The sequence below is a fragment of the Miltoncostaea oceani genome, from assembly GCF_018141545.1.
In the GTDB taxonomy this organism is placed as follows: domain Bacteria; phylum Actinomycetota; class Thermoleophilia; order Miltoncostaeales; family Miltoncostaeaceae; genus Miltoncostaea; species Miltoncostaea oceani.
The window spans coordinates 2,263,923-2,282,067 of sequence record NZ_CP064356.1 but is presented as its reverse complement, the minus strand read 5'-3'; the positions used below and the strand labels follow the sequence as shown (position 1 = coordinate 2,282,067).

The 18,145-nt window shown below is 75.4% G+C and carries 22 protein-coding genes; 16 read left to right on the top strand and 6 right to left on the bottom strand.

Going from position 1 to position 18,145, the window contains the following annotated elements:
* The first annotated feature begins 61 nt into the window (after window positions 1–61).
* The 13 genes from IU369_RS11685 (at window position 62) to IU369_RS11625 (ending at window position 12,851) form a co-directional block, all read left to right on the top strand.
* Complete coding sequence (locus IU369_RS11685; RefSeq protein ID WP_217921158.1) at window positions 62–1,213, top strand: geranylgeranyl reductase family protein; 1,152 nt, start codon at window positions 62–64, stop codon at window positions 1,211–1,213.
* Window positions 1,214–1,260: 47 nt separating this feature from the next.
* Window positions 1,261–1,950 (top strand): response regulator transcription factor, encoded by a 690-nt coding sequence (locus IU369_RS11680; protein ID WP_217921157.1) that lies wholly within the window; start codon window positions 1,261–1,263, stop codon window positions 1,948–1,950.
* A gap of 35 nt (window positions 1,951–1,985) precedes the next feature.
* Window positions 1,986–3,896, top strand: coding sequence for a hybrid sensor histidine kinase/response regulator (locus tag IU369_RS11675; RefSeq protein ID WP_217921156.1), 1,911 nt, complete (start codon window positions 1,986–1,988; stop codon window positions 3,894–3,896).
* On the top strand, window positions 3,893–5,398 hold the full coding sequence (locus IU369_RS11670; RefSeq protein WP_217921155.1) for a sensor histidine kinase: 1,506 nt from the start codon (window positions 3,893–3,895) through the stop codon (window positions 5,396–5,398). Before IU369_RS11675 ends, IU369_RS11670 begins: the two co-directional genes overlap by 4 nt.
* Window positions 5,399–5,431: 33 nt before the next feature.
* Entirely contained in the window at window positions 5,432–7,339 is a 1,908-nt protein-coding gene (locus IU369_RS11665; RefSeq protein ID WP_217921154.1) for a universal stress protein, read from the top strand.
* A complete protein-coding gene (locus IU369_RS11660) occupies window positions 7,336–7,515 on the top strand; it encodes a hypothetical protein (protein WP_217921153.1) in 180 nt (59 codons plus the stop codon). Before IU369_RS11665 ends, IU369_RS11660 begins: the two co-directional genes overlap by 4 nt.
* Window positions 7,500–9,419, top strand: coding sequence for a universal stress protein (locus tag IU369_RS11655; RefSeq protein WP_217921152.1), 1,920 nt, complete (start codon window positions 7,500–7,502; stop codon window positions 9,417–9,419). Before IU369_RS11660 ends, IU369_RS11655 begins: the two co-directional genes overlap by 16 nt.
* Window positions 9,420–9,426: 7 nt before the next feature.
* Window positions 9,427–9,846 carry a potassium channel family protein gene (locus IU369_RS11650; protein ID WP_217921151.1) on the top strand — a complete coding sequence of 140 codons (420 nt, stop codon included), beginning with the start codon at window positions 9,427–9,429 and terminating at the stop codon, window positions 9,844–9,846.
* Entirely contained in the window at window positions 9,846–10,508 is a 663-nt protein-coding gene (locus tag IU369_RS11645; protein WP_217921150.1) for a potassium channel family protein, read from the top strand. Before IU369_RS11650 ends, IU369_RS11645 begins: the two co-directional genes overlap by 1 nt.
* Window positions 10,509–10,548: 40 nt before the next feature.
* Window positions 10,549–10,806, top strand: coding sequence for a hypothetical protein (locus IU369_RS11640; RefSeq protein WP_217921149.1), 258 nt, complete (start codon window positions 10,549–10,551; stop codon window positions 10,804–10,806).
* 127 nt (window positions 10,807–10,933) lie between these two features.
* On the top strand, window positions 10,934–11,902 hold the full coding sequence (locus tag IU369_RS11635; RefSeq protein WP_217921148.1) for a biotin--[acetyl-CoA-carboxylase] ligase: 969 nt from the start codon (window positions 10,934–10,936) through the stop codon (window positions 11,900–11,902).
* A 38-nt stretch (window positions 11,903–11,940) separates the two neighbouring features.
* The gene (locus IU369_RS11630) at window positions 11,941–12,486 is read left to right on the top strand and encodes an alpha/beta fold hydrolase (protein WP_217921147.1); all 546 of its coding nucleotides are present in this window, start codon (window positions 11,941–11,943) and stop codon (window positions 12,484–12,486) included.
* Window positions 12,483–12,851, top strand: a complete 369-nt coding sequence (locus tag IU369_RS11625) for an alpha/beta fold hydrolase (protein ID WP_217921146.1) — start codon at window positions 12,483–12,485, stop codon at window positions 12,849–12,851. The genes IU369_RS11630 and IU369_RS11625 overlap by 4 nt, the downstream gene beginning before the upstream one ends.
* 19 nt (window positions 12,852–12,870) lie before the next feature.
* Here the strand turns inward: IU369_RS11625 and IU369_RS11620 are convergent, their stop codons facing one another.
* Window positions 12,871–13,200, bottom strand: a complete 330-nt coding sequence (locus tag IU369_RS11620; protein WP_217921145.1) for an ArsR/SmtB family transcription factor — start codon at window positions 13,198–13,200, stop codon at window positions 12,871–12,873.
* Window positions 13,197–13,493 carry an SRPBCC family protein gene (locus IU369_RS11615; protein WP_217921144.1) on the bottom strand — a complete coding sequence of 99 codons (297 nt, stop codon included), beginning with the start codon at window positions 13,491–13,493 and terminating at the stop codon, window positions 13,197–13,199. Before IU369_RS11615 ends, IU369_RS11620 begins: the two co-directional genes overlap by 4 nt.
* 71 nt (window positions 13,494–13,564) lie before the next feature.
* Here IU369_RS11615 and IU369_RS11610 point away from each other — a divergent pair, with 71 nt between their 5' ends.
* On the top strand, window positions 13,565–14,212 hold the full coding sequence (locus tag IU369_RS11610; protein WP_217921143.1) for an ATP-dependent Clp protease proteolytic subunit: 648 nt from the start codon (window positions 13,565–13,567) through the stop codon (window positions 14,210–14,212).
* Window positions 14,213–14,257: 45 nt separating this feature from the next.
* Here the strand turns inward: IU369_RS11610 and IU369_RS11605 are convergent, their stop codons facing one another.
* Window positions 14,258–14,398 (bottom strand): hypothetical protein, encoded by a 141-nt coding sequence (locus tag IU369_RS11605; RefSeq protein ID WP_217921142.1) that lies wholly within the window; start codon window positions 14,396–14,398, stop codon window positions 14,258–14,260.
* 121 nt (window positions 14,399–14,519) lie between these two features.
* Between IU369_RS11605 and IU369_RS11600 the strand changes: the two genes are divergently transcribed.
* Window positions 14,520–15,686, top strand: a complete 1,167-nt coding sequence (locus IU369_RS11600; RefSeq protein ID WP_217921141.1) for an acyl-CoA dehydrogenase family protein — start codon at window positions 14,520–14,522, stop codon at window positions 15,684–15,686.
* A gap of 9 nt (window positions 15,687–15,695) precedes the next feature.
* On the opposite strand, the gene IU369_RS11595 is transcribed toward IU369_RS11600, so the two are convergent.
* On the bottom strand, window positions 15,696–16,136 hold the full coding sequence (locus IU369_RS11595; protein WP_217921140.1) for a MarR family winged helix-turn-helix transcriptional regulator: 441 nt from the start codon (window positions 16,134–16,136) through the stop codon (window positions 15,696–15,698).
* Between the two features lie 80 nt (window positions 16,137–16,216).
* Between IU369_RS11595 and IU369_RS11590 the strand changes: the two genes are divergently transcribed.
* Window positions 16,217–16,669 carry a cupin domain-containing protein gene (locus IU369_RS11590; protein ID WP_217921139.1) on the top strand — a complete coding sequence of 151 codons (453 nt, stop codon included), beginning with the start codon at window positions 16,217–16,219 and terminating at the stop codon, window positions 16,667–16,669.
* A 51-nt stretch (window positions 16,670–16,720) separates the two neighbouring features.
* Here the strand turns inward: IU369_RS11590 and IU369_RS11585 are convergent, their stop codons facing one another.
* Complete coding sequence (locus IU369_RS11585; RefSeq protein ID WP_217921138.1) at window positions 16,721–17,416, bottom strand: alpha/beta hydrolase; 696 nt, start codon at window positions 17,414–17,416, stop codon at window positions 16,721–16,723.
* A 63-nt stretch (window positions 17,417–17,479) separates the two neighbouring features.
* Window positions 17,480–18,109, bottom strand: coding sequence for a TetR/AcrR family transcriptional regulator (locus tag IU369_RS11580; protein WP_217921137.1), 630 nt, complete (start codon window positions 18,107–18,109; stop codon window positions 17,480–17,482).
* Window positions 18,110–18,145: the final 36 nt, after the last annotated feature.

The following is an 18,145-nucleotide window of genomic DNA, read 5'->3' as shown; positions in this document are numbered from 1 at the left end:
TCACCCACCACCGGCCCCCGGGTCGTCATGATGGGCGCGTCGTCGGTGCGGGGGGAGAGGCGTGACCGGGAACGTTGACGTGGCGGTGGTGGGCGCGGGCCCCGGTGGCTCGACGACCGCGCTGCGGCTCGCGCGGGCCGGCGCCCGGGTGGTGCTCCTCGACCGGCAGCGGTTCCCCCGCGACAAGCCGTGCGGCGGCGGCCTCACGATGCGTGCCACGACCCTCCTGCCGGTGGACGTCTCGCCGGTCGTCGAGGACGTCGTCGACCGCCTCGACATGCGGCTGCGCTTCGGCCGCACCACGCGGCAGCACTTCGACAGCCCGATCGCCCTGATGACCCAGCGCCGCCGCCTCGACGCCCTGCTCGCCGAGAGCGCCGCCGCCGCCGGGGCGGACTTCCGCGACGGCGTCCGGGTCCGCGACGTCACGACGTCGGCGACGGGCGCCGTCGTCTCCCTCGACGGCGGCGAGCGCATCCACGCCGGCGTCGTGATCGGCGCGGACGGGGCGAACGGGATCAGCGCGAAGGCGCTCCGCCTCGGCGCGGACCGGCTGTTCGGCGTCGCGCTCGAGGGCAACGCCCCCATGACGCCGGAGCGCGAGGCCTGGCACCGCTCGCGGGTGACGCTCGAGATGGCGACGGTCCCCGGCGGCTACGGCTGGGTCTTCCCGAAGGGCGACCACATCAACCTGGGCGTCGGCGGGTGGGAGGCCGAGGGCCCGAACCTGCGGGGCCACCTCGACGCGCTGTGCCGCATGCACGCCGTCGCGCCGGAGGAGCTGACCGCCGTCCGCGGCCACCGCATGCCCCTCCGCCGGGCCTGGACGGGTGTCGCGCGCGGCCGCGCCGCGGTCGTCGGGGACGCCGCCGGCCTGATCGACCCGCTCTCGGGCGACGGCATGTTCGAGGCGTTCCTCAGCTCCGAGCTCGTGAGCCAGGCGGCGCTCGACGTGCTCGCCGGCCGCGCGGAGGGGATGGAGCCCTACGGGCGCCGCCTGCAGATGTCGCTCGCCGGCCACGCCGCGACGGCGTGGGTCGCCCGCGCGGCGCTGGAGCGCACACCCACGCTCACGTGGCACGTGCTCCGCTCGAAGCCGGCGCAGAGCCTGCTGGCCCACCGCCTCGCGACCCGCCCGCCGGAGGTGCGCGTGCCGCTCGTCGGCGGGGTCGAGCGCATCGCCCGCCGCGTCCTGGGGCCCGCCGCGGTCTAGGCCCGTACCGGGTTCACGGCGGTTAACGCCCCATGGTATGAAGGCGCATGGCCGCTCGGGTACTCGTCGTGGACGACCAGGCGCCCGTGCGCCGGGTCGTGCGGCGCCTCCTGGAGCGGTCCGGCTACGAGGTCGACGAGGCCGGTGACGGCGGGGTCGCGCTCGACCGGCTGAGGGTCGACGTTCCGGACGCGATCGTCCTCGACGTGTCGATGCCGGTCGTCGACGGCTGGACGACCCTGGAGCGCATCCGCGAGCTGTCGGACGTCCCGGTGCTGATGCTGACCGGCCGGTCCGCCGAGCTCGAGCGCGCCCGCGGGCTGCGCGGCGGCGCCGACGACTACCTCATCAAGCCCTTCGGCGGCCGCGAGCTCGTCGCACGGCTCGACGTGCTCGTGCGCCGCGGCGACCTGTCCGCCACCAGCGCGGGCTACTCCGACGACTGGCTCGAGGTCGACCGGACGGGGCGCCGCGTCCGCGTGGACGGCACCCCCGTCGAGCTGTCGTCCGTCGAGGCCCGGCTGCTCGGCGAGCTCGTCCGCCGCGCCGGGCGCCTCGTGTCGGTACCCGACCTCGCCTGCGCCGGCTGGGGCCACGACTCCGCCGTCTCGACGGGGCAGGTCGTGATCGGCATCGCCTGGCTGCGGGCGAGCCTCGGGCCCGCGCCGCACGGCGGCTCGCCGATCGAGACCCTCCGGGGCTTCGGCTACCGCTACGTGCCGCCCGCGGGGCCCTGACCGACCGGGAGCCACCGCCGGGCGCCCCCCTCCGGGTGCTCGTCCTCGAGGACTCCGACGCCGACTACGAGCTGCTCCGGCGCCGCCTCGAGAGCGACCTCGGTCCCGTCGACGCCCGTCGCGTCGACTCGGAGGCCTCGTTCGCCGCGGCCCTCGCCGACCCCCCGGACGTGATCGTCGCCGACTTCCTCCTCCCGGGGTTCGGGGCGATGCGGGCGCTCGACCTCCGCGACGTCGCCGGCCTCGACACGCCGGTGGTCGTCGTCTCCGGCGCGATCGGCGAGGAGCGCGCCGCCGCCGTCATCAAGCACGGCGCCGCCGACTACCTCTCCAAGGACCGCCTCGAGAGCCTCGCCGCTGTCGTGCGCGGCGCCGTCCGCGAGCAGGCCCTCGTGGCGGCGGGCCGGCGGGCCCGCGAGCAGGCGCGCCTCAGCGCCGAGCGCTTCGACCTGCTCGTCGAGAGCGTCGAGGAGTACGCGATCTTCCTGGTCGACGCCGCGGGCCGCCCCCTCACGTGGGGACGCGGCGCCGAGCGGGCCTTCGGCTACCCGGCGGAGGAGGTCCTCGGCGCGTCGCCGCCCGGCGTGCTCGTCGCCCCCGACGCGGCCGACGGGGAGGCCGTCCGCCTGCTCGGGGCGGCGGCGGCCCGGGGCCGCGCCGAGGACGAGGGCGAGCGCCGCCGCCGCGACGGCTCGCTGTTCCGCGCCAACATCGTGGTGCGCCCCCGCGGGTCCGGCGGGACGCAGGAGGACTTCCTGGTCGTGGCCCGCGACGTGACCGAGCAGCGGGAGCTCGAGCAGCGCCTGCTGCGCTCCCAGAAGATGGAGGCCGTCGGCCGCCTCGCCGGGGGCGTCGCCCACGACTTCAACAACCTCCTCACCGTCATCGCGGGGTCCGCCGAGCTGCTCGCCGACGACCTGCCGCCCGGGGACGCGCGCCGCGGCGACGTCGAGGAGATCCGCCGCGCCGCCGAGCGGGGGGCGGCGCTCACCCGGCAGCTGCTCGCGGTGAGCCACCGGAACCCCCCCGCCGACCGTGCGATCGACCTCCGGGCCGTCGTCGACGACATGGACAGCCTGCTCGCGCGGGTCATCGGCGAGCACATCGAGGTCAGCTCCCACGGTCCGGACGTGCCGCTGATGGTGCGGGCCGACCCGACGGAGGTCGAGCAGCTCCTCATGAACCTCGCCGTGAACGCCCGCGACGCGATGCCGGAGGGCGGGGTGCTCTCCATCGGCCTCGACGTGGCGGAGGCGGACGGCCTCGCCGGGGACGACGGGAACCACGGCGCCCGGTACGCCCGCCTCCGCGTGGGCGACACCGGCGTCGGCATCCCCGACGACGTCCTGCGGCACCTCTTCGAGCCGTTCTTCACCACGAAGGAGCCCGGGCGGGGCAGCGGGCTCGGCCTGCCGACGGTCCACGCCATCGTCGTCCGCCACGGCGGCCACATCGGCGTCGACACCCGCGTCGGCTTCGGCACCACCTTCACGATCCACCTGCCGCTCGTGGAGGGGGCCGCCCCCGCCACCGACGGCGGCCCCGGCCCCGCCCCGCCGCGGCCCGGGGGCGGGCACGAGTCGATCCTCGTGGTCGAGGACGAGCCGGCGGTGCGCCGCCTCGTCAGCCGGACGCTGGAGCGGGCCGGGTACGCGGTCCTCGTCGCCGACTCGGCGGCGTCCGCCGCGGCGCTCTGGTCGCGGACCCCCGTCGACCTGCTGCTGACCGACGTCGTGATGCCGGGCGTCAACGGGCCGGAGCTGGCGCGCCGGTTCCGCGCCGCCCGCCCCGACGCGCGGGTCGTGTTCATGTCGGGGTACGCCGAGGGGACGCTGATCGACCGCGCCGCCCACGAGGCGGAGGGGGTCTTCCTGCAGAAGCCCTTCACGCCCGACGAGCTGGCGTTCCGGGTGCGCCAGGTCCTCGACGCCGCCGCCGGGGCGTGAACCGGGGCGAGCACGCCGGCGAGCGGTTCCGCGCGCTCGTCGAGGTGCTCCGCGACGGCGTGACGCTGTGGGACGAGGACGGCCGCCTCATCCTCGCGAACCCCGCCTTCTGGGAGATCTGCGGCGCCGACCCCGACGACGGGCCGGCGTGGCTCTCGACCCCCGGCTGGCGGGTGGTCGACGAGGACGGGGCCGACGTGCCGGTGGAGGACCACCCCGTCGCCCGGGCGCTGCGCGACGGGGAGACCGTCACCGGCCGGATCCTCGGCGTGCTCCGCCCCGACGGGCGCCGGGTCTGGGTGTCGGTCAGCGCCGCCCCCTCGACGGGCCCGGACGGGCGCCCCGAGGCCGTCGCGTCGATCGCCGACGTCACCGCCCGCCAGGAGGCGCGGGAGGCGATCCGGGCCCGCCGCGACCTGCTGTCGTCGATGATCGACGCGGTCCCCGACCCCCTGTTCCTGCGCGACGCGGACGGGTGCTACCTCGCGGTGAACCAGGCGTTCTGCGACTGGTGCGGGCGCCCCCGCGAGGAGATCCTCGGCCGCACCCCCGACGAGGTCGCCCCGGCGGAGTGGCGGACGTTCGCCGCGGAGGCACTCGGGAGGGTGGTGGACGGCGCGCCGTCCACCGTCGAGGCCCACGACGCCGCCCGGGGGCGGACGTGGCGGGTGACCCGGGTGCCCTGGTTCGGCGCCGCCGGCGACCTCGCCGGCCTCGTCACCGTCGCCACCGACGTCAGCGACTACCGGGCGCTCGAGGAGGGGCTGCGCCGCGCGAACGCCGACCTGGAGGTGCGGGTGGCGGCCCGCACCGCCGAGCTCGCCCGCGCCTACGAGGAGCTCGAGGCGTTCTCGTACCGGGTCTCCCACGACCTGCGCGCCCCGCTGCGGGCCATCGAGGGCTTCTCGCGCTCGCTGGAGGACGATCTCGGCGACGGCGCGCCCCGCGACCTGCGGCGCATCCGCGACGGCGCAGAGGTGATGACGGCGATGATCGGCGCCCTCCTCGAGCTCTCCCAGGCGGGACGGCGCGCCGGCCGGATGGCGCCGGTGCCCGTCGACCTCGGCGCGCTGGCGCACGAGGCGCGGGCCGACCTGGCCGAGACGGCCCGTGCCGCGGGCGTCCGCATCGAGATCGGGGACCTCCCGACGTGGCCGGGGGACGGGCCGCTGCTGCGCCAGGTCTTCGCGAACCTGCTGTCCAACGCCGTCAAGTTCAGCCGCCCCGGGGGAGGGACGGTGACCGTCGCCGCGCACCGCGAGGCGGACGGCCTGGTCGTGTCCGTCCGCGACGACGGCGTCGGCTTCGGCCCGGGCGACCGCACCGACGCGATCTTCGGCGCCTTCGAGCGCCTGCCCAACGCGACGGGCGTGGAGGGGGCCGGGATCGGGCTGGCGATCGTGCAGCGCGCCGTGACCGCGCACGGCGGGCGGGTGTGGGCGGAGGCCGCCCCCGGGGGCGGGGCGGTCCTCGCGTTCCGGCTCCCCGCGACCGACCCGTGATGGGTGGCGCCGCCGCGACGTAGAGTGCCCGCCGTGGCCCGCCGACGCCGTGAGCAGCAGGGGCTCGAACGCGTGCTCGGGGCCCCCGCCCTGTTCGCGACGGCCTACGGCAACGTCGGCTCGTCGATCTACTACGCGCTCGGGGTCACCGCCGCTTTCGCCCTGGGGCTGACGCCCCTCGTCTTCCTGATCGCGGGGCTGATCTTCGCGGCGACCGCCGCGACCTACGCCGAGGGCACGGTGCGCTACCCGGAGGCGGGCGGGTCGGCCAGCTTCGCGCGGCACGCGTTCGACGAGGTCGTGAGCTTCGGGGCCGGGTGGGCCCAGATGCTCAACTACATCATCACGATCGCCATCTCGGCGTTCTTCGTGCCGCACTACCTCTCGATCTTCTGGGAGCCGCTGAAGCAGAACCCGTGGGACGTGATCGTCGGCGCGGCGATCATCGTGCTGCTCGTCGGGGTCAACATCGTCGGGGTCAAGGAGGCCGCCAAGCTCAACGTGCTGCTGGCGGTCATCGACTTCGCCACCCAGGCGCTCCTCGTGGTCCTGGGCTTCGTCCTGATCTTCTCGCCGGACATCCTCACCGCGAACGTCACGTTCGGCGTCGCGCCGACGTGGAGCAGCTTCTTCCTCGCGATCCCCGTCGCGATGATCGCCTACACGGGAATCGAGACGATCTCGAACCTGTCGGAGGAGGCGCGCGACCCCTCCCGCGACATCCCGAAGGCGATCCGGATGGTCGCCATCGCCGTGTACGCCATCTACTTCACGCTGCCGGCGATCGCCCTGTCGGCGCTGCCGGTGACCCTCGGCCCCGACGGCTACACCACCCCGCTCGGCCTGCCGCCCGAGGAGGGGGGCTTCGCGAACGACCCGGTCCTCGGGATCGTCGACAACCTCGGGATCACGGGCCTCACCCTCGACGCCCTCGAGATCTACGTCGGCGTCCTCGCCGCCACGATCCTGTTCATCGCCGCGAACGCCGGGGTGATCGGCGCGTCGCGCATCACCTACTCGATGGCGAGCTACCGCCAGCTCCCGGAGCCCTTCCGGCGCCTCCACCCCCGTTTCCGCACGCCGTGGCTCGCCCTCGTCCTGTTCGCGGGCCTCGCGGCGATCATCGCGCTGCTGCCGGGGCAGACGGACTTCCTCGGCACGATGTACTCGTTCGGGGCGATGCTCTCGTTCACGATCGCCCACGTCTCGCTCGTCGCCCTGCGCGTCCGCCGCCGCGACGAGGAGCTCGTGTACCGGGCGCGGCCGAACGTCCGGTTCCGCGGCGTCGACTGGCCGCTGTTCGCGATCCTCGGCGGCCTCGCCACCGGCCTCGCGTGGCTCGTCGTCGTGGTCCAGGAACCGCTCACCCGCTGGGCGGGCCTCGGGTGGCTCGCGCTCGGGTTCGTCGTCTACACCGTCTACCGCACGCGGGTGCTCCGCCTGCCGCTGCGGGCGACGGTCCGCGCGCCCGCGCTTGTCATGGCCGCGGGCCTCCGCATCGAGTACCGCTCGATCGTCGTCCCCGTCGTCCGCTCCGCCGAGACCGAGGAGGCCCTCGTCGCCGCGGCCCGCCTCGCGGGGGAGCGCCGGTCGCGGGTGGCGATCGTCCACGTGCTCGAGATCCCCATGACCCTGCCGCTCACGGCGGTCCTGCCCGACGAGGAGCGGGAGGCCAACGAGCTCCTCGACGACGCGCGCGCCCTCGTCGAGAGCCACGGCGTCCGCGCCGTCACCCGCCTCGTGCGCGCCCGCAGCGCCGGCCCCGCGATCGTCGCCGACGCCGTCGCCCGCGGCGCCGAGCTGATCGTCATCGGGGCGCCGCGGCCGGGCATGAAGCGCCGGGCCCCGGTGTTCGGCAGCACCGTCCGCCACGTCCTCAAGCACAGCCCGGTGCGGGCGATCGTCGTCGGCGGCCGCGTGCCGGCACGAGCGGCGGCATGAGGGGGATCCCCGCACCCGCGGTGTTCGCGCTCGTCGTCCTCGCGCTCGGCGTCGCCGTGGTCGCGCGGACCGTCGCGCTCGGCGTCGGCGGCGGCCTCGGCCTGCTGATCGGCGGCCTGATGGTCCTCGGCGGCGGCCTGCGGCTCTACATGGTGCTGGCGTGGCGCCGCCGCTGAGGGGGCCCGCCCGGGCCCTCAGCGCACGGGCCCTGTCGCTCGTCGCCTACGGCGAGATCGGCACGTCGCTGATCTTCGCCCTCGGCATCGTCGCGCTCTACGCCGTCGGCCTGACGCCGTGGATCCTCCTCGCCGTCGGCGCCCTGATGCTCGTGGTGACCCTCTCCTACGCGGAGGGGTCGTCGGCGATGCCCGAGGCGGGCGGCGCCGCCACCTTCGTGCGCCGCGCGTTCAGCGACCCGCTCGGCTTCGCCACCGGCTGGCTGCTGTTCCTCGACTACCTCGTCGTGATCGCGATCGCGGCGCTCTTCGTCCCCGCCTACATCGGGACGGCGTTCGGCTGGGACTCCCTGTCCGACCGGCCGTGGGACGCCGTCGTCGGGATCCTCGTGATCCTGGCCCTCGCCATCGTCCGGCGCGTGAAGCGCATCCGCCTGTTCGCCGTCGCGGCGGCGGCCGCCGCGGTCGCGCTGCTGGTGCAGACCGTGATCGCGGTGCTCGGCTTCGCCCTGGTCTTCTCCAGCGACGCGCTGACCGTGGGGATGGACGTCGGGCGCACCCCGTCGTGGACGTCGATCATCCTCGCCCTGTCGCTCGCGACCCTCGCCTACACCGGGCTCGAGACGGTCACGAACTTCGTGGCCGAGGTCCGCGAGCCGGGCCGCACCCTGCCGCGCAGCCTCTTCATCGGCATCGGCACCGTGGTGGTGCTGAACGTCGCCGTCTCGATGGTCGGCGTGACCGCCTACCCGACCCACCCCGCGCCGGGGGAGAGCGACGGCGTGGCGAGCGACCTCGCGACCGACTGGCTCCAGGCCCCCCTCGTGGGGATCGCCCGGGCGATCGGCGACGAGCTCCCCGGCGGCGCCGACCTCCTCGTCGGGATCGTCGGCGTCACGAACGCGCTGATCCTGATCACGGCGATCGCGACGTCCCTCGCCGGCGGGGAGCGCCTCGCGTACTCGATGGCCCGCTACGACATGCTGCCCCACGCGTTCGCGCGGCCGGAGCGCGGCTCGTTGCCGACGCCCGCCGCCACCCTCGCCGCCGCGGTGATCGCCCCCGCGCTGATCGTGGTCGCCGACGCCGTCGGCGACGGGGCGCTCTTCCTCGCCGGGCTCTACAGCTTCGGCGTCCTCATCGCGATGACGCTCGCCCAGTTCGCGGTCATCCGCCTCCGGATCCACGAGCCCGAGCTCGCGCGGCCGTTCCGGGTCCCCCTGGGCGTGCCGTGGCGCGGCGCGGTGATCCCCCTGCCGTCGGTGGTCGGCGGCCTCCTGACGCTCGCCCTCTGGGTCGCGTCGTTGTTCACCCACGGCGGCGCCGCCGTCGTCGGCCCCGTGTGGCTCGCGATCGGGGCGGTCGTCTACCTCGTGTCGCGGCGCGCCGGCAACGAGACGCTGCTCGGGCGCGCCACGCCCGCCGTGCCGGACCTGGTGGGCGGCGACGGCGAGGGCGACGCCCGCCGCATCCTCGTGCCGCTGAAGCTCGCGGACATCGGCGAGGAGGTCCTCGCGACCGCCCTGCGGCTCGCCGAGGAGCGGGGGGCGGAGGTGCGGGTGCTGCACGTCGTGCGGGTGCCGATGTCGATGGAGCTCGACTGCGACCTGGGGGACGAGGAGCGGGAGGCCGTCGAGGCGATGGAGGAGGCCCGCGAGATCGCCGCCGAGCAGGACGTCGACCTCGTCCCGCACGTCGTCCGGGCGCGGTCGCTGGCCGAGGCGATCGTCGGCGAGGCCGACGCGATCGGCGCGGACCTGATCGTCATGGGGTCCGCGGCCCGCTGGCGCCGCCACAAGCGGTTCTTCAGCCCGACGGTCGACACCGTCCTGCGGCGGGCGCGGTGCGAGGTGATGGTCGTCACCTATCCCGAGGGCGTCCTGGACGACCCGGACGCGTCATGATGCGTCGATGAAGGCCATCGTGATCGGGTGCGGACGGGTCGGCGCGACGCTCGCGCGGACCCTCGCCGACGAGGGGTGGAGGATCGTCGTCATCGAGATGCGCGAGGAGAACCTCAGCCGCCTCGGTCCCGAGTGGAAGCAGCCGGTCGTGATCGGCCACGGCATGGACACCGCGGTCCTCGAGGAGGCCGGCGTCGCCGACGCCGACGTCCTGATCGCGGCGACCGACGGCGACAACACGAACCTCGTCATCGCCCAGGTGGCGGTGAAGCGGTACGAGGTGGAGCACGTGGCGGCGCGGATCCAGGACCCGGCGCGGGCCGACGCCTACGCCGACCGCGGCTTCGAGGTGATCTCGCCGGTGAAGATGGCGATCGACGGCCTGGCGGGCTGGGCGCTCGCGGCGGGCCGGGAGGCGGGGGGCTGATGTTCGCGATCATCGTCGGGGGCGGGAAGGTGGGCGCGAACGTGACGCGCTCGCTGATGGAGCGCGACCAGGAGGTCGTGCTCATCGAGAGCGGCCACGAGCGCGCGGACACGCTGGAGGCCGAGTTCGGCCACCGCGTCATCCACGGCGACGGGACCGAGCTCTACGTGCTGGAGCGCGCCGGCGTGGCCCGCCCGCCCGACATCGTGGTGGCGGTGACCGGCGACGACGAGGACAACCTCGTGATCGCCCAGCTCGCCCAGGAGCGCTACGGGGTCCAGAAGGTGATCGCCCGGGTCAACGACCCGCGCAACCAGGTGCACTTCGACCTGCTCGGCATCTCGCCGACGGTGTGCCCGACGGCGCGGATCATGGCGCTGATCGAGCACGAGGTGCCGGAGCACGACCTGGTGCATCTGCTGGAGCTGCGCGGCGAGAACCTCGAGATCATCGAGGTCGAGATCGACCCGAGCTGTCCGTGCATCGGCAAGGCCGTCGACGCGATCGGCCTGCCGACCGGGTCGCGCCTGATCTCGGTCGTCCGCGACGGCACCGCCGAGCTCGCCGCGGGCAAGACCGTGCTGGCCGCGGGCGACCAGGTGCTGGCGATCCTGGAGCCCGGACGCGAGGACGAGGTCCGTGGGATCCTCCTCGGCCGCTGACGCCTGTTTGACCACCGGCCCGCCGGGGTAGCGCGCGATCATGCGTGGCGCACGCCCCGTCGACCGGGTGGTCCTCGTGCTCTCGCCCTCACCGGTGCGGCGGATGCTGCACGAGTGGCTGGTGCGCGACGGCGTGGACGTCCGCGAGGCGGCGGCCTGGGAGGTCGACGGTATCGTCGCGGACGGCGACACGGGGGTGGTCCTGACCTCCGACGACCTCGACGGGGAGTGGGAGTGGTCGCGCCGCCTCGGCGCCGAGGTCGTCGTGCTCACGCTGCCGCGACCGACCCGGGTGTAGCCCGGGTGGGGACCCGTTTCCGCGGTCCGTTCCCGATCCTGCAGGTCGCCGACGTCGGCCGGGCGCGCGGCGCCCCCGCCGGCTGAGTCCGGCCCCGCGCGCCGGCCGCAGGTGGGAGGATGACCCCGTGACCGTCCCCGGGACCGCGGAACGCCGCGAACGCGTGATGGAGGCCCTCGTCCGGGCGGGCCGCGGCGGCGTGTCGGGTGAGGCCCTCGCCGGCGACCTCGGGTGCTCCCGCGCCGCCGTCCACCGGCACGTCGAGGCCCTCCGCCGCGAGGGCGTCGCGATCGTCAGCGCCCACGACGGCTACCGGCTGGGCGACGACGAGGACCCCGTCGTGCCGTCGCTCGTCGCCCCCCGGCTCACGCCGCCCCTCGCGGGTCCGGTCGCCTGGTCCGCGGAGACCGGCTCCACGAACGACGACCTCACCGAGCGGGCGCGTGCGGGCGCCCCGGAGGGGACGATCGTCGGCGCCGACCGCCAGAGCGCCGGCCGCGGCCGCCGCGGCCGTGCGTGGCTCGCGGGCCGCGGGGACGCCCTGCTGGTGTCGGTGCTGATGCGGCCGCCCGTCGCCCCCGTCGACGTCGCCCTGCTCCCGCTGGTCGTGGCGGTCGGCGCCGCGGACGCCCTCGGCGACGACGCCCGCATCGTGTGGCCGAACGACATCCTCATCGATGCCCGCAAGGTCGCCGGCATCCTCTGCGAGATGTCCGCCGACCAGGAGCGCGTCGCCTGGGCCGTCGCGGGGATCGGCGTGAACGTCCGCGCCGCGCCGCCCCTCGAGGACGCCCGCTGGACGCCCGGCTCCCTCGCCGACGGGGGCGACCCCCCCGCCCGCGCCGATCTGCTCGTCGCCCTGATGGCGGCGGTCGGCCGCCGCTACGCGGAGTGGACCGCCGGCGGCGCGGCCGGCGTCCTCGCGGCGTTCGCCGCCCGCGACGCGCTCGCCGGCCACGGCGTCACCGTCAGCCTCGGCGACGAGGAGGTCGTCGGCACCTGCGCCGGGACCGACGAGCTGGGGCGCCTGCGCGTCGTCACCGCCGTCGGTGAGCGACTGCTCGGCGCCGGCGAGGTCGTGCGCGTCACCCGGTAGGGCCGGGAGGCGCAGCCGGGACGGACGGGGGAGGGGCGATGGCGGACGGGACGGGCGGTCGGGGGGCGCCGGACGTGGCCCGGTCGGCGCGGACGGTCGTCCCGGTCGGCGGGGTGGGGATCTGCGTCCAGACGTTCGGCGACGACGCCGACCCCGCCGTCGTCCTGGTCGGCGGCGCGGGCGCCCCGATGGACTGGTGGCGCGACGGCTTCTGCGCCGCGATCGCGCGCGGCGGCCGCCGGGTCGTGCGGTACGACCTGCGCGACACGGGCCAGTCGGTGAGCTACCCGGCGGGCCGGCCCGGCTACGACGGGGCCGACCTCGCGGCCGACGTGGTCGGCGTCCTCGACGCCCTCGGGATCGCACGCGCCCACCTGGCGGGGGTCTCGATGGGCGGCGGCATCGTCCAGCGCGTCGCCGTGGACCACCCCGGTCGCGTGGCGTCGGTCACCCTCATGTCCACCAGTCCCATCGGCCCCGGGGACCCGGGCGAGCCCGACCTGCCCCCGCCGTCGGCGGCGCTGCAGGCGGCCGTCGCCGAGGAGCCGGCCCCGCCGCCGGACCCCGACGACCGGAGGCGGTGATCCGGGCGTTCCTCGCCGACGAGCGGCGGTACGCGGGTGGCCTCGGGGTCGACGAGGCGGAGGTCCGCGCGCTCGCCGGGGCCGTTTTCGACCGGACGCGCGACATCGCGGCGACCCTGACCAACCACGGGCTCCTCGACGAGGGCCCGCCGCCGCGCGGCGCGATCACGTCGATCACCGCGCCGGCCCTCGTGCTCCACGGGCGCGACGACCCCCTGTTCCCGCCCGCCCACGGCGAGGCGCTCGCCCGGCGGATCCCCGGCGCCCGCCTGATCCTGCTCGACGGCGTGGGGCACGAGGTGCCGCCGCGGCCGGTCTGGGACGTCGTGGTGCCCGCGATCCTGGAGCACACCGCGACGCGCTGAGCCGGGTCCGCGGGCGCCGCTACGCCGCCGGGTCCCCCTCGACGGCGCGCTTGAGGCGGCCGAGCCGCCCGTCCCACGCCGACTCGGCGGCGCGCACCCAGTCCGCGGCGGGCGCGAGGGCGCCGGGCCGCAGCCGGTAGCGCACCTCCCTCCCCGCGCCGTCGACGCGCTCGACGAGTCCGGCGTCGTCGAGGGTCGCGAGGTGCTTCGCGACGGCCTGCCGCGTGATGGGGAAGCGACCGGTCAGCGACGGCACGCTCGTGACGCCGTCGGCGAGGAGCACCTCGACCATCTCGCGGCGCGTCGGGTCGGCGAGCGCGCCGAGCACCGCTCCGAGCGGGTCGCTCACGCGTACGCCGGGGCGAACGCGGCCGCGAGGCGGGCCATGGGGACGACGGGGGAGGTCTCGGTGACGACGACGCGGGTCCCCGCCGGGGCGGGGACGACGAGGAACTCGACCCGGGTCGCGGGTTCGTCGCCCTCCCACCACCACCACACGAGGCGGTGCGGCGCGTCGGCGACCTCGACCACCACCTCGCGTCCCGGCTCGTCGAGCCAGCGCTCGCGGCCCTCCTCGGTGGAGAGGGCCTCCCACACCTCCTCGGGGGTGGCCTCGACATCGGTCTCGCGGCGGACGCCCACATCGGCTCCCTTCGACAACCATTCGGTTGCTATCGTCTGACAACCAACCAGTTGCCGAGAGGATAGCCGAGATGCCCCTGATCCCGATGGTGGTCGAGCAGAGCCCGCGCGGGGAGCGCTCGTTCGACATCTACTCCCGCCTGCTGAACGAGCGCATCGTCTTCATCGGCACCCCGATCGACGACGCCGTCGCGAACCTCGTGGTCGCACAGTTGCTGCACCTCGAGAGCGACGACCCCGACAAGGACGTGTCGCTCTACATCAACTCGCCGGGCGGGGTCGTCTACGCCGGCCTCGCGATCTACGACACGATGCAGTTCATCCGGCCCGACGTGCAGACGATCTGCTTCGGGGTCGCGATGAGCATGGGCTCGCTGCTCCTCGCGGGCGGCGCCCCGGGCAAGCGGATGGCCCTGCCGAGCAGCCGCATCCTGATCCACCAGCCGAGCGGCGGGTACCAGGGCCAGGCGACCGACATCGAGATCCACGCCCGGGAGACGATCGCCCTGCGCCGGGAGGTCGACGAGATCTACGCCCGCCACACCGGCCGCAGCACCGAGGAGGTGCACCGGGACATGGAGCGCGACCGGTTCTTCACCGCCGCGCAGGCCCGCGACTACGGGCTGGTGGACCGGGTCATCAGCTCCCACGACCTCACGACGGTCCCGACGGGCTTCCGGGTGCCGGCGGGGGAGGGGGACGGCCCGGCGGCCGGCTGAGCGGGCGGCCCGGCGGGCGGTGCGCCCCGCCCGCCGGGCCACGGGCTAGTGGTGGTGGGGCGCGTCGCAGGAGTCGTGGTGGCAGTGGCACTCCGGCGCCTTCGCGTTGGCCTCGCACCACGGCGAGCAGAAGCGCTCGCCCTTCTTCGCGTCGCAGGTGCAGCTCGTGTGCGCGCACTGGGCCATGCGGATCTCCCCGTCGTATCGGAACCGGCTCGTCGCCCCGGGTGCACCGGGGGTCCCCAACCCTGGCAGGCTTCCGGGCGATCCGTCCACCCGGAGGCGGCGTCGGCACCCAGGAGCGCACGTGGACCCGACCTCGAGCGACCTCTTCCTCACCGAGGACCTGCTCACCGACGAGGAGCGCGACGTCCGCGACCGCGTCCGGCGGTTCTGCGACGAGGACGTCCTCCCGGTCATCAACGGCTACTGGGAGCGGGCGGAGTTCCCCTTCCCCCTGCTGCCGAAGCTCGCGGCGCTGAACGTCTGCGGCGGCACCTTCACCGGCCACGGGCTGCCGGGCCTGTCGCCCCTCGCCGCCGGTCTCGTGTCGATGGAGCTCGCCCGCGGCGACGGCAGCGTCAGCACCTTCCACGGCGTCCACTCGGGCCTCGCGATGACGGCGATCGCCCTGCTCGGCTCGGAGGAGCAGAAGGAGCGCTGGCTCGGCCCGATGGCGCGCCTCGAGCTGATCGGCGCGTTCGCCCTCACCGAGCCGGACCACGGGTCGGACGCCGTGACGCTCGAGACGCGCGCCCGGCACCTCGGCGACGGCTACGTCATCGACGGCGCGAAGCGGTGGATCGGCAACGCCATGTTCGCCGACCTCATGATCGTCTGGGCGCGGGACGGCGCCGGCGACGTCGGCGCCTACGTCGTGGAGAAGGGGACACCCGGGGTCGAGGCCCACACCATCACCGGGAAGATGGCGAAGCGCGCCTCGTGGCAGGCCGACATCACCCTCACCGACGTGCGCGTGCCGGCCGAGAACCGCCTCGCCGGCGCCACCAGCTTCGACGACGCCGCCTCCGTGCTGGCGCGGGCCCGCCCGAGCATCGCGTGGGGCGCCCTCGGCCACGCGACCGCGGCATACGAGATGGCCGTCGAGTACACGCTCGGCCGCGAGCAGTTCGGCACCCCGATCGCGGGGTACCAGCTCACCCAGTTCCGGCTCGCGAAGATGCTCGCCGACCTCACCTGCATGCGCCTCATCTGCCTGCGCCTCGCCGCGCTGCTCGACGAGGGCAAGCTGACGGCGCCGATGGCGTCGCTCGCGAAGATGCACAACGCCGCCCGCGGCCGCGCCGTCGTCGGGGAGGCCCGCGACCTGCTCGGCGGCAACGGCATCCTCCTCGAGAACCACGTCGGCCGGCACCTCGGCGACATCGAGGTCGTCTCGACGGTGGAGGGCACCGACGTCGTCCACGCCCTCATCGTCGGGCGGGAGATCACCGGCCTCAGCGCCTTCAGCTGACGGCCCCGCTCAGGGGGCGCTCGCCAGCATCTCCAGCGACTCGCGCAGCGCGGCCATGCGCGCCTCGCCGAGGTGCGTGGTCCACGCCTCCTCGATCTCCGCGTTCACCTGCCGCGCCAGGGCGAAGACCTCCCGGCCGCGGTCCGTCGCCCGCACGAGGCGCGCGCGCCGGTCCGACGGGTCGGCCACCTGCTCCACGTAGCCGTGGCGCTCCAGGTGCGCCACCAGCTCGGCCATCGACTGGCGCGTCACCTGGGCGCGCTCGGCGAGGACCCCGACCCGGGTCCCGGTGTCGTCGAGGAACCCGAACACGTTCCCGTGGGCGGGCCGCACCTCGGGGTGCCCCCGCTCGGCGAGACGTGCGGTGACCCGCTCGGTGAGTGCCATGAAGGGCTCACGGAGCAGCACGGCGAGGATCGGCGGCGCGTCGCGCGCGGTGGTGTCGGGCAACCGACTTGACATATGCAGGGTACCTGCCTTTCACTTTGCCAAGGAACGCAGCCCACCTGCATATATCACCGGAGGTCCCCATGAGCAGCCACACCGCGCCCGACCGGATCGTCGTCGGAGGCGACGAGGTCGTCGTCCGCGTCTCCAGCGCCGAGACCGGCGGCGCGCTCCTCGCGATCGACGTGCGCATGCACGCCGGCGGCGGGCCGCCCGCCCTGCACCGTCACGCACCCGCCGAGGTGTACCGGGTGGAGACCGGCGAGCTGACCTTCTACGACGCCGACGCGGGCGGCGTCGTGCGGCGCGCCACGCACGGCCCGGGGGACGTCGTCCACATCCCGGCCGGGCGTGAGCACACCGTCCGGAACGAGTCGGGCTCGGCCGCGACCGCCTCGGTCACGTTCGTCCCCGGAGGGGCCATGGAGCGCTTCGTCCGCGCGGCCGGGCGCGTCCCCGAGGGCGCCACGATGGAGGACGTCGTCGCCCTGGCCGCGACGCACGGGGTCGAGATCACCCGACCCCTCCCGGGCTGAGCACCCCGGCGGCCCTGCGGGCAGGCCTGCCCGCGGGGCCGCCCGCGACGATCAGGCCCCGGCGGCCGCCGCGATCACGTCGGCCAGCTCGGCGGCGCGCGAGAGCTGCGGGATGTGGCCCGCGTCGACCTCGACCACGGTGCCGGCGTTCGCCGACATCCGGCGCTGGAGGGCCGGGGAGAACACGAGGTCCTGCGTCGTCAGCACGTACGTGCTCGGGTGCTCCTTCCAGCCGAGGGCGGTCGGCGCCTCGCCGAACACCGACAGGCGGTGCGTGCCGAGCGCCGCGATGATCGGGTCGGCGGTCTCCTGGCTGACGTCGTTGAAGAGGATCTCCTTCGCGCCCTCCGCCGAGAGGGTGGAGAGGCCGTCGTCGGTCGCCTGGATCGCCTCGCCGACGCGGCTCGGGCTCGGGTCCTCGCCCATCAGGCTCCCGGTGGACTGCCCCTCCTCGGGCAGCACGGCGCACACGTAGACGAGGTGGGCGACGCGGTCGTTGCCCGCGGAGGCCTCGGTGACCGGTACGCCCGCGTAGGAGTGGCCCACCAGGACGGCCGGCGCGTCGAGGGCGGCGAGCGCGTCGCGGATCGCGGCGGCGTCGTCGGCCATGGTGCTCGGCGCGGCGTCGGCGGACGGCAGGTCGACGGTGGTCGACGTCACGCCCCGCTTCTCCAGCTCGGCCTGCACGAACCCCCAGGCCCAGCCCTTCGCCCACGCGCCGTGGACCAGCAGCACCGGTGTCGCCATGTTCCCGCCCCCTGTGGTGGATCCGACCTGACGAACACCCTACGTACCCCGGGGGACCCCGGTTCACCGCACCCGGGCCATCGCCACGGCCGCCCGGCGGGCCGTGTCGACGAGGTCGGCCGGCCCGACGCCGAGCGTCTCCAGGCCGTGCCGCACGAGGGCCGGGTCGATCAGCCCGAGGATCGCGTCGGGGAGGTACCCGGGGTCGCCGCCCCCGCCTCCCGCGTCCCGGCCGGCCTCCCGCAGCAGGCCCGTCACCACCATGCGCTGCCACAGGTAGGGCGCCGTCGTGCGGGGGTCGTCGCGGCGGCCCTCGCGCGCCAGGCACAGCAGGTCGAGGTTGTCGACGGTGAACTCGCCGGCCATCGCGACCACGTCGCCCAGGCGGTCGAGCGGCGGTGCGCCGGGCCGCCCCGCCGCGGCGAGCACCCGCGCCTGCAGGTCGCGGGAGATGTCGTCCAGCAGCGCCTCCGCGAGCGCCGCGCGGCTCGGGTAGTTGCGGTACAGCGTCCCCTTGCCGACGCCGGCGGTGGCGCTGACGTCCTCCATCCGCACGGCGTCGCCGCGTTCGCGCAGGAGCGCGTCGGCGGCCCGGAGGATTCGTTCGCGGTTCGCGGAGGCATCACGCCGTCGGCGGCGTACCGGACGCCCGTCCATGTCGAGGCGCGCCAGGGGTTGTCCTCGCGGGGGCATCCCGCCATCATCGCTCGGAGTCAAAACGGACGCACG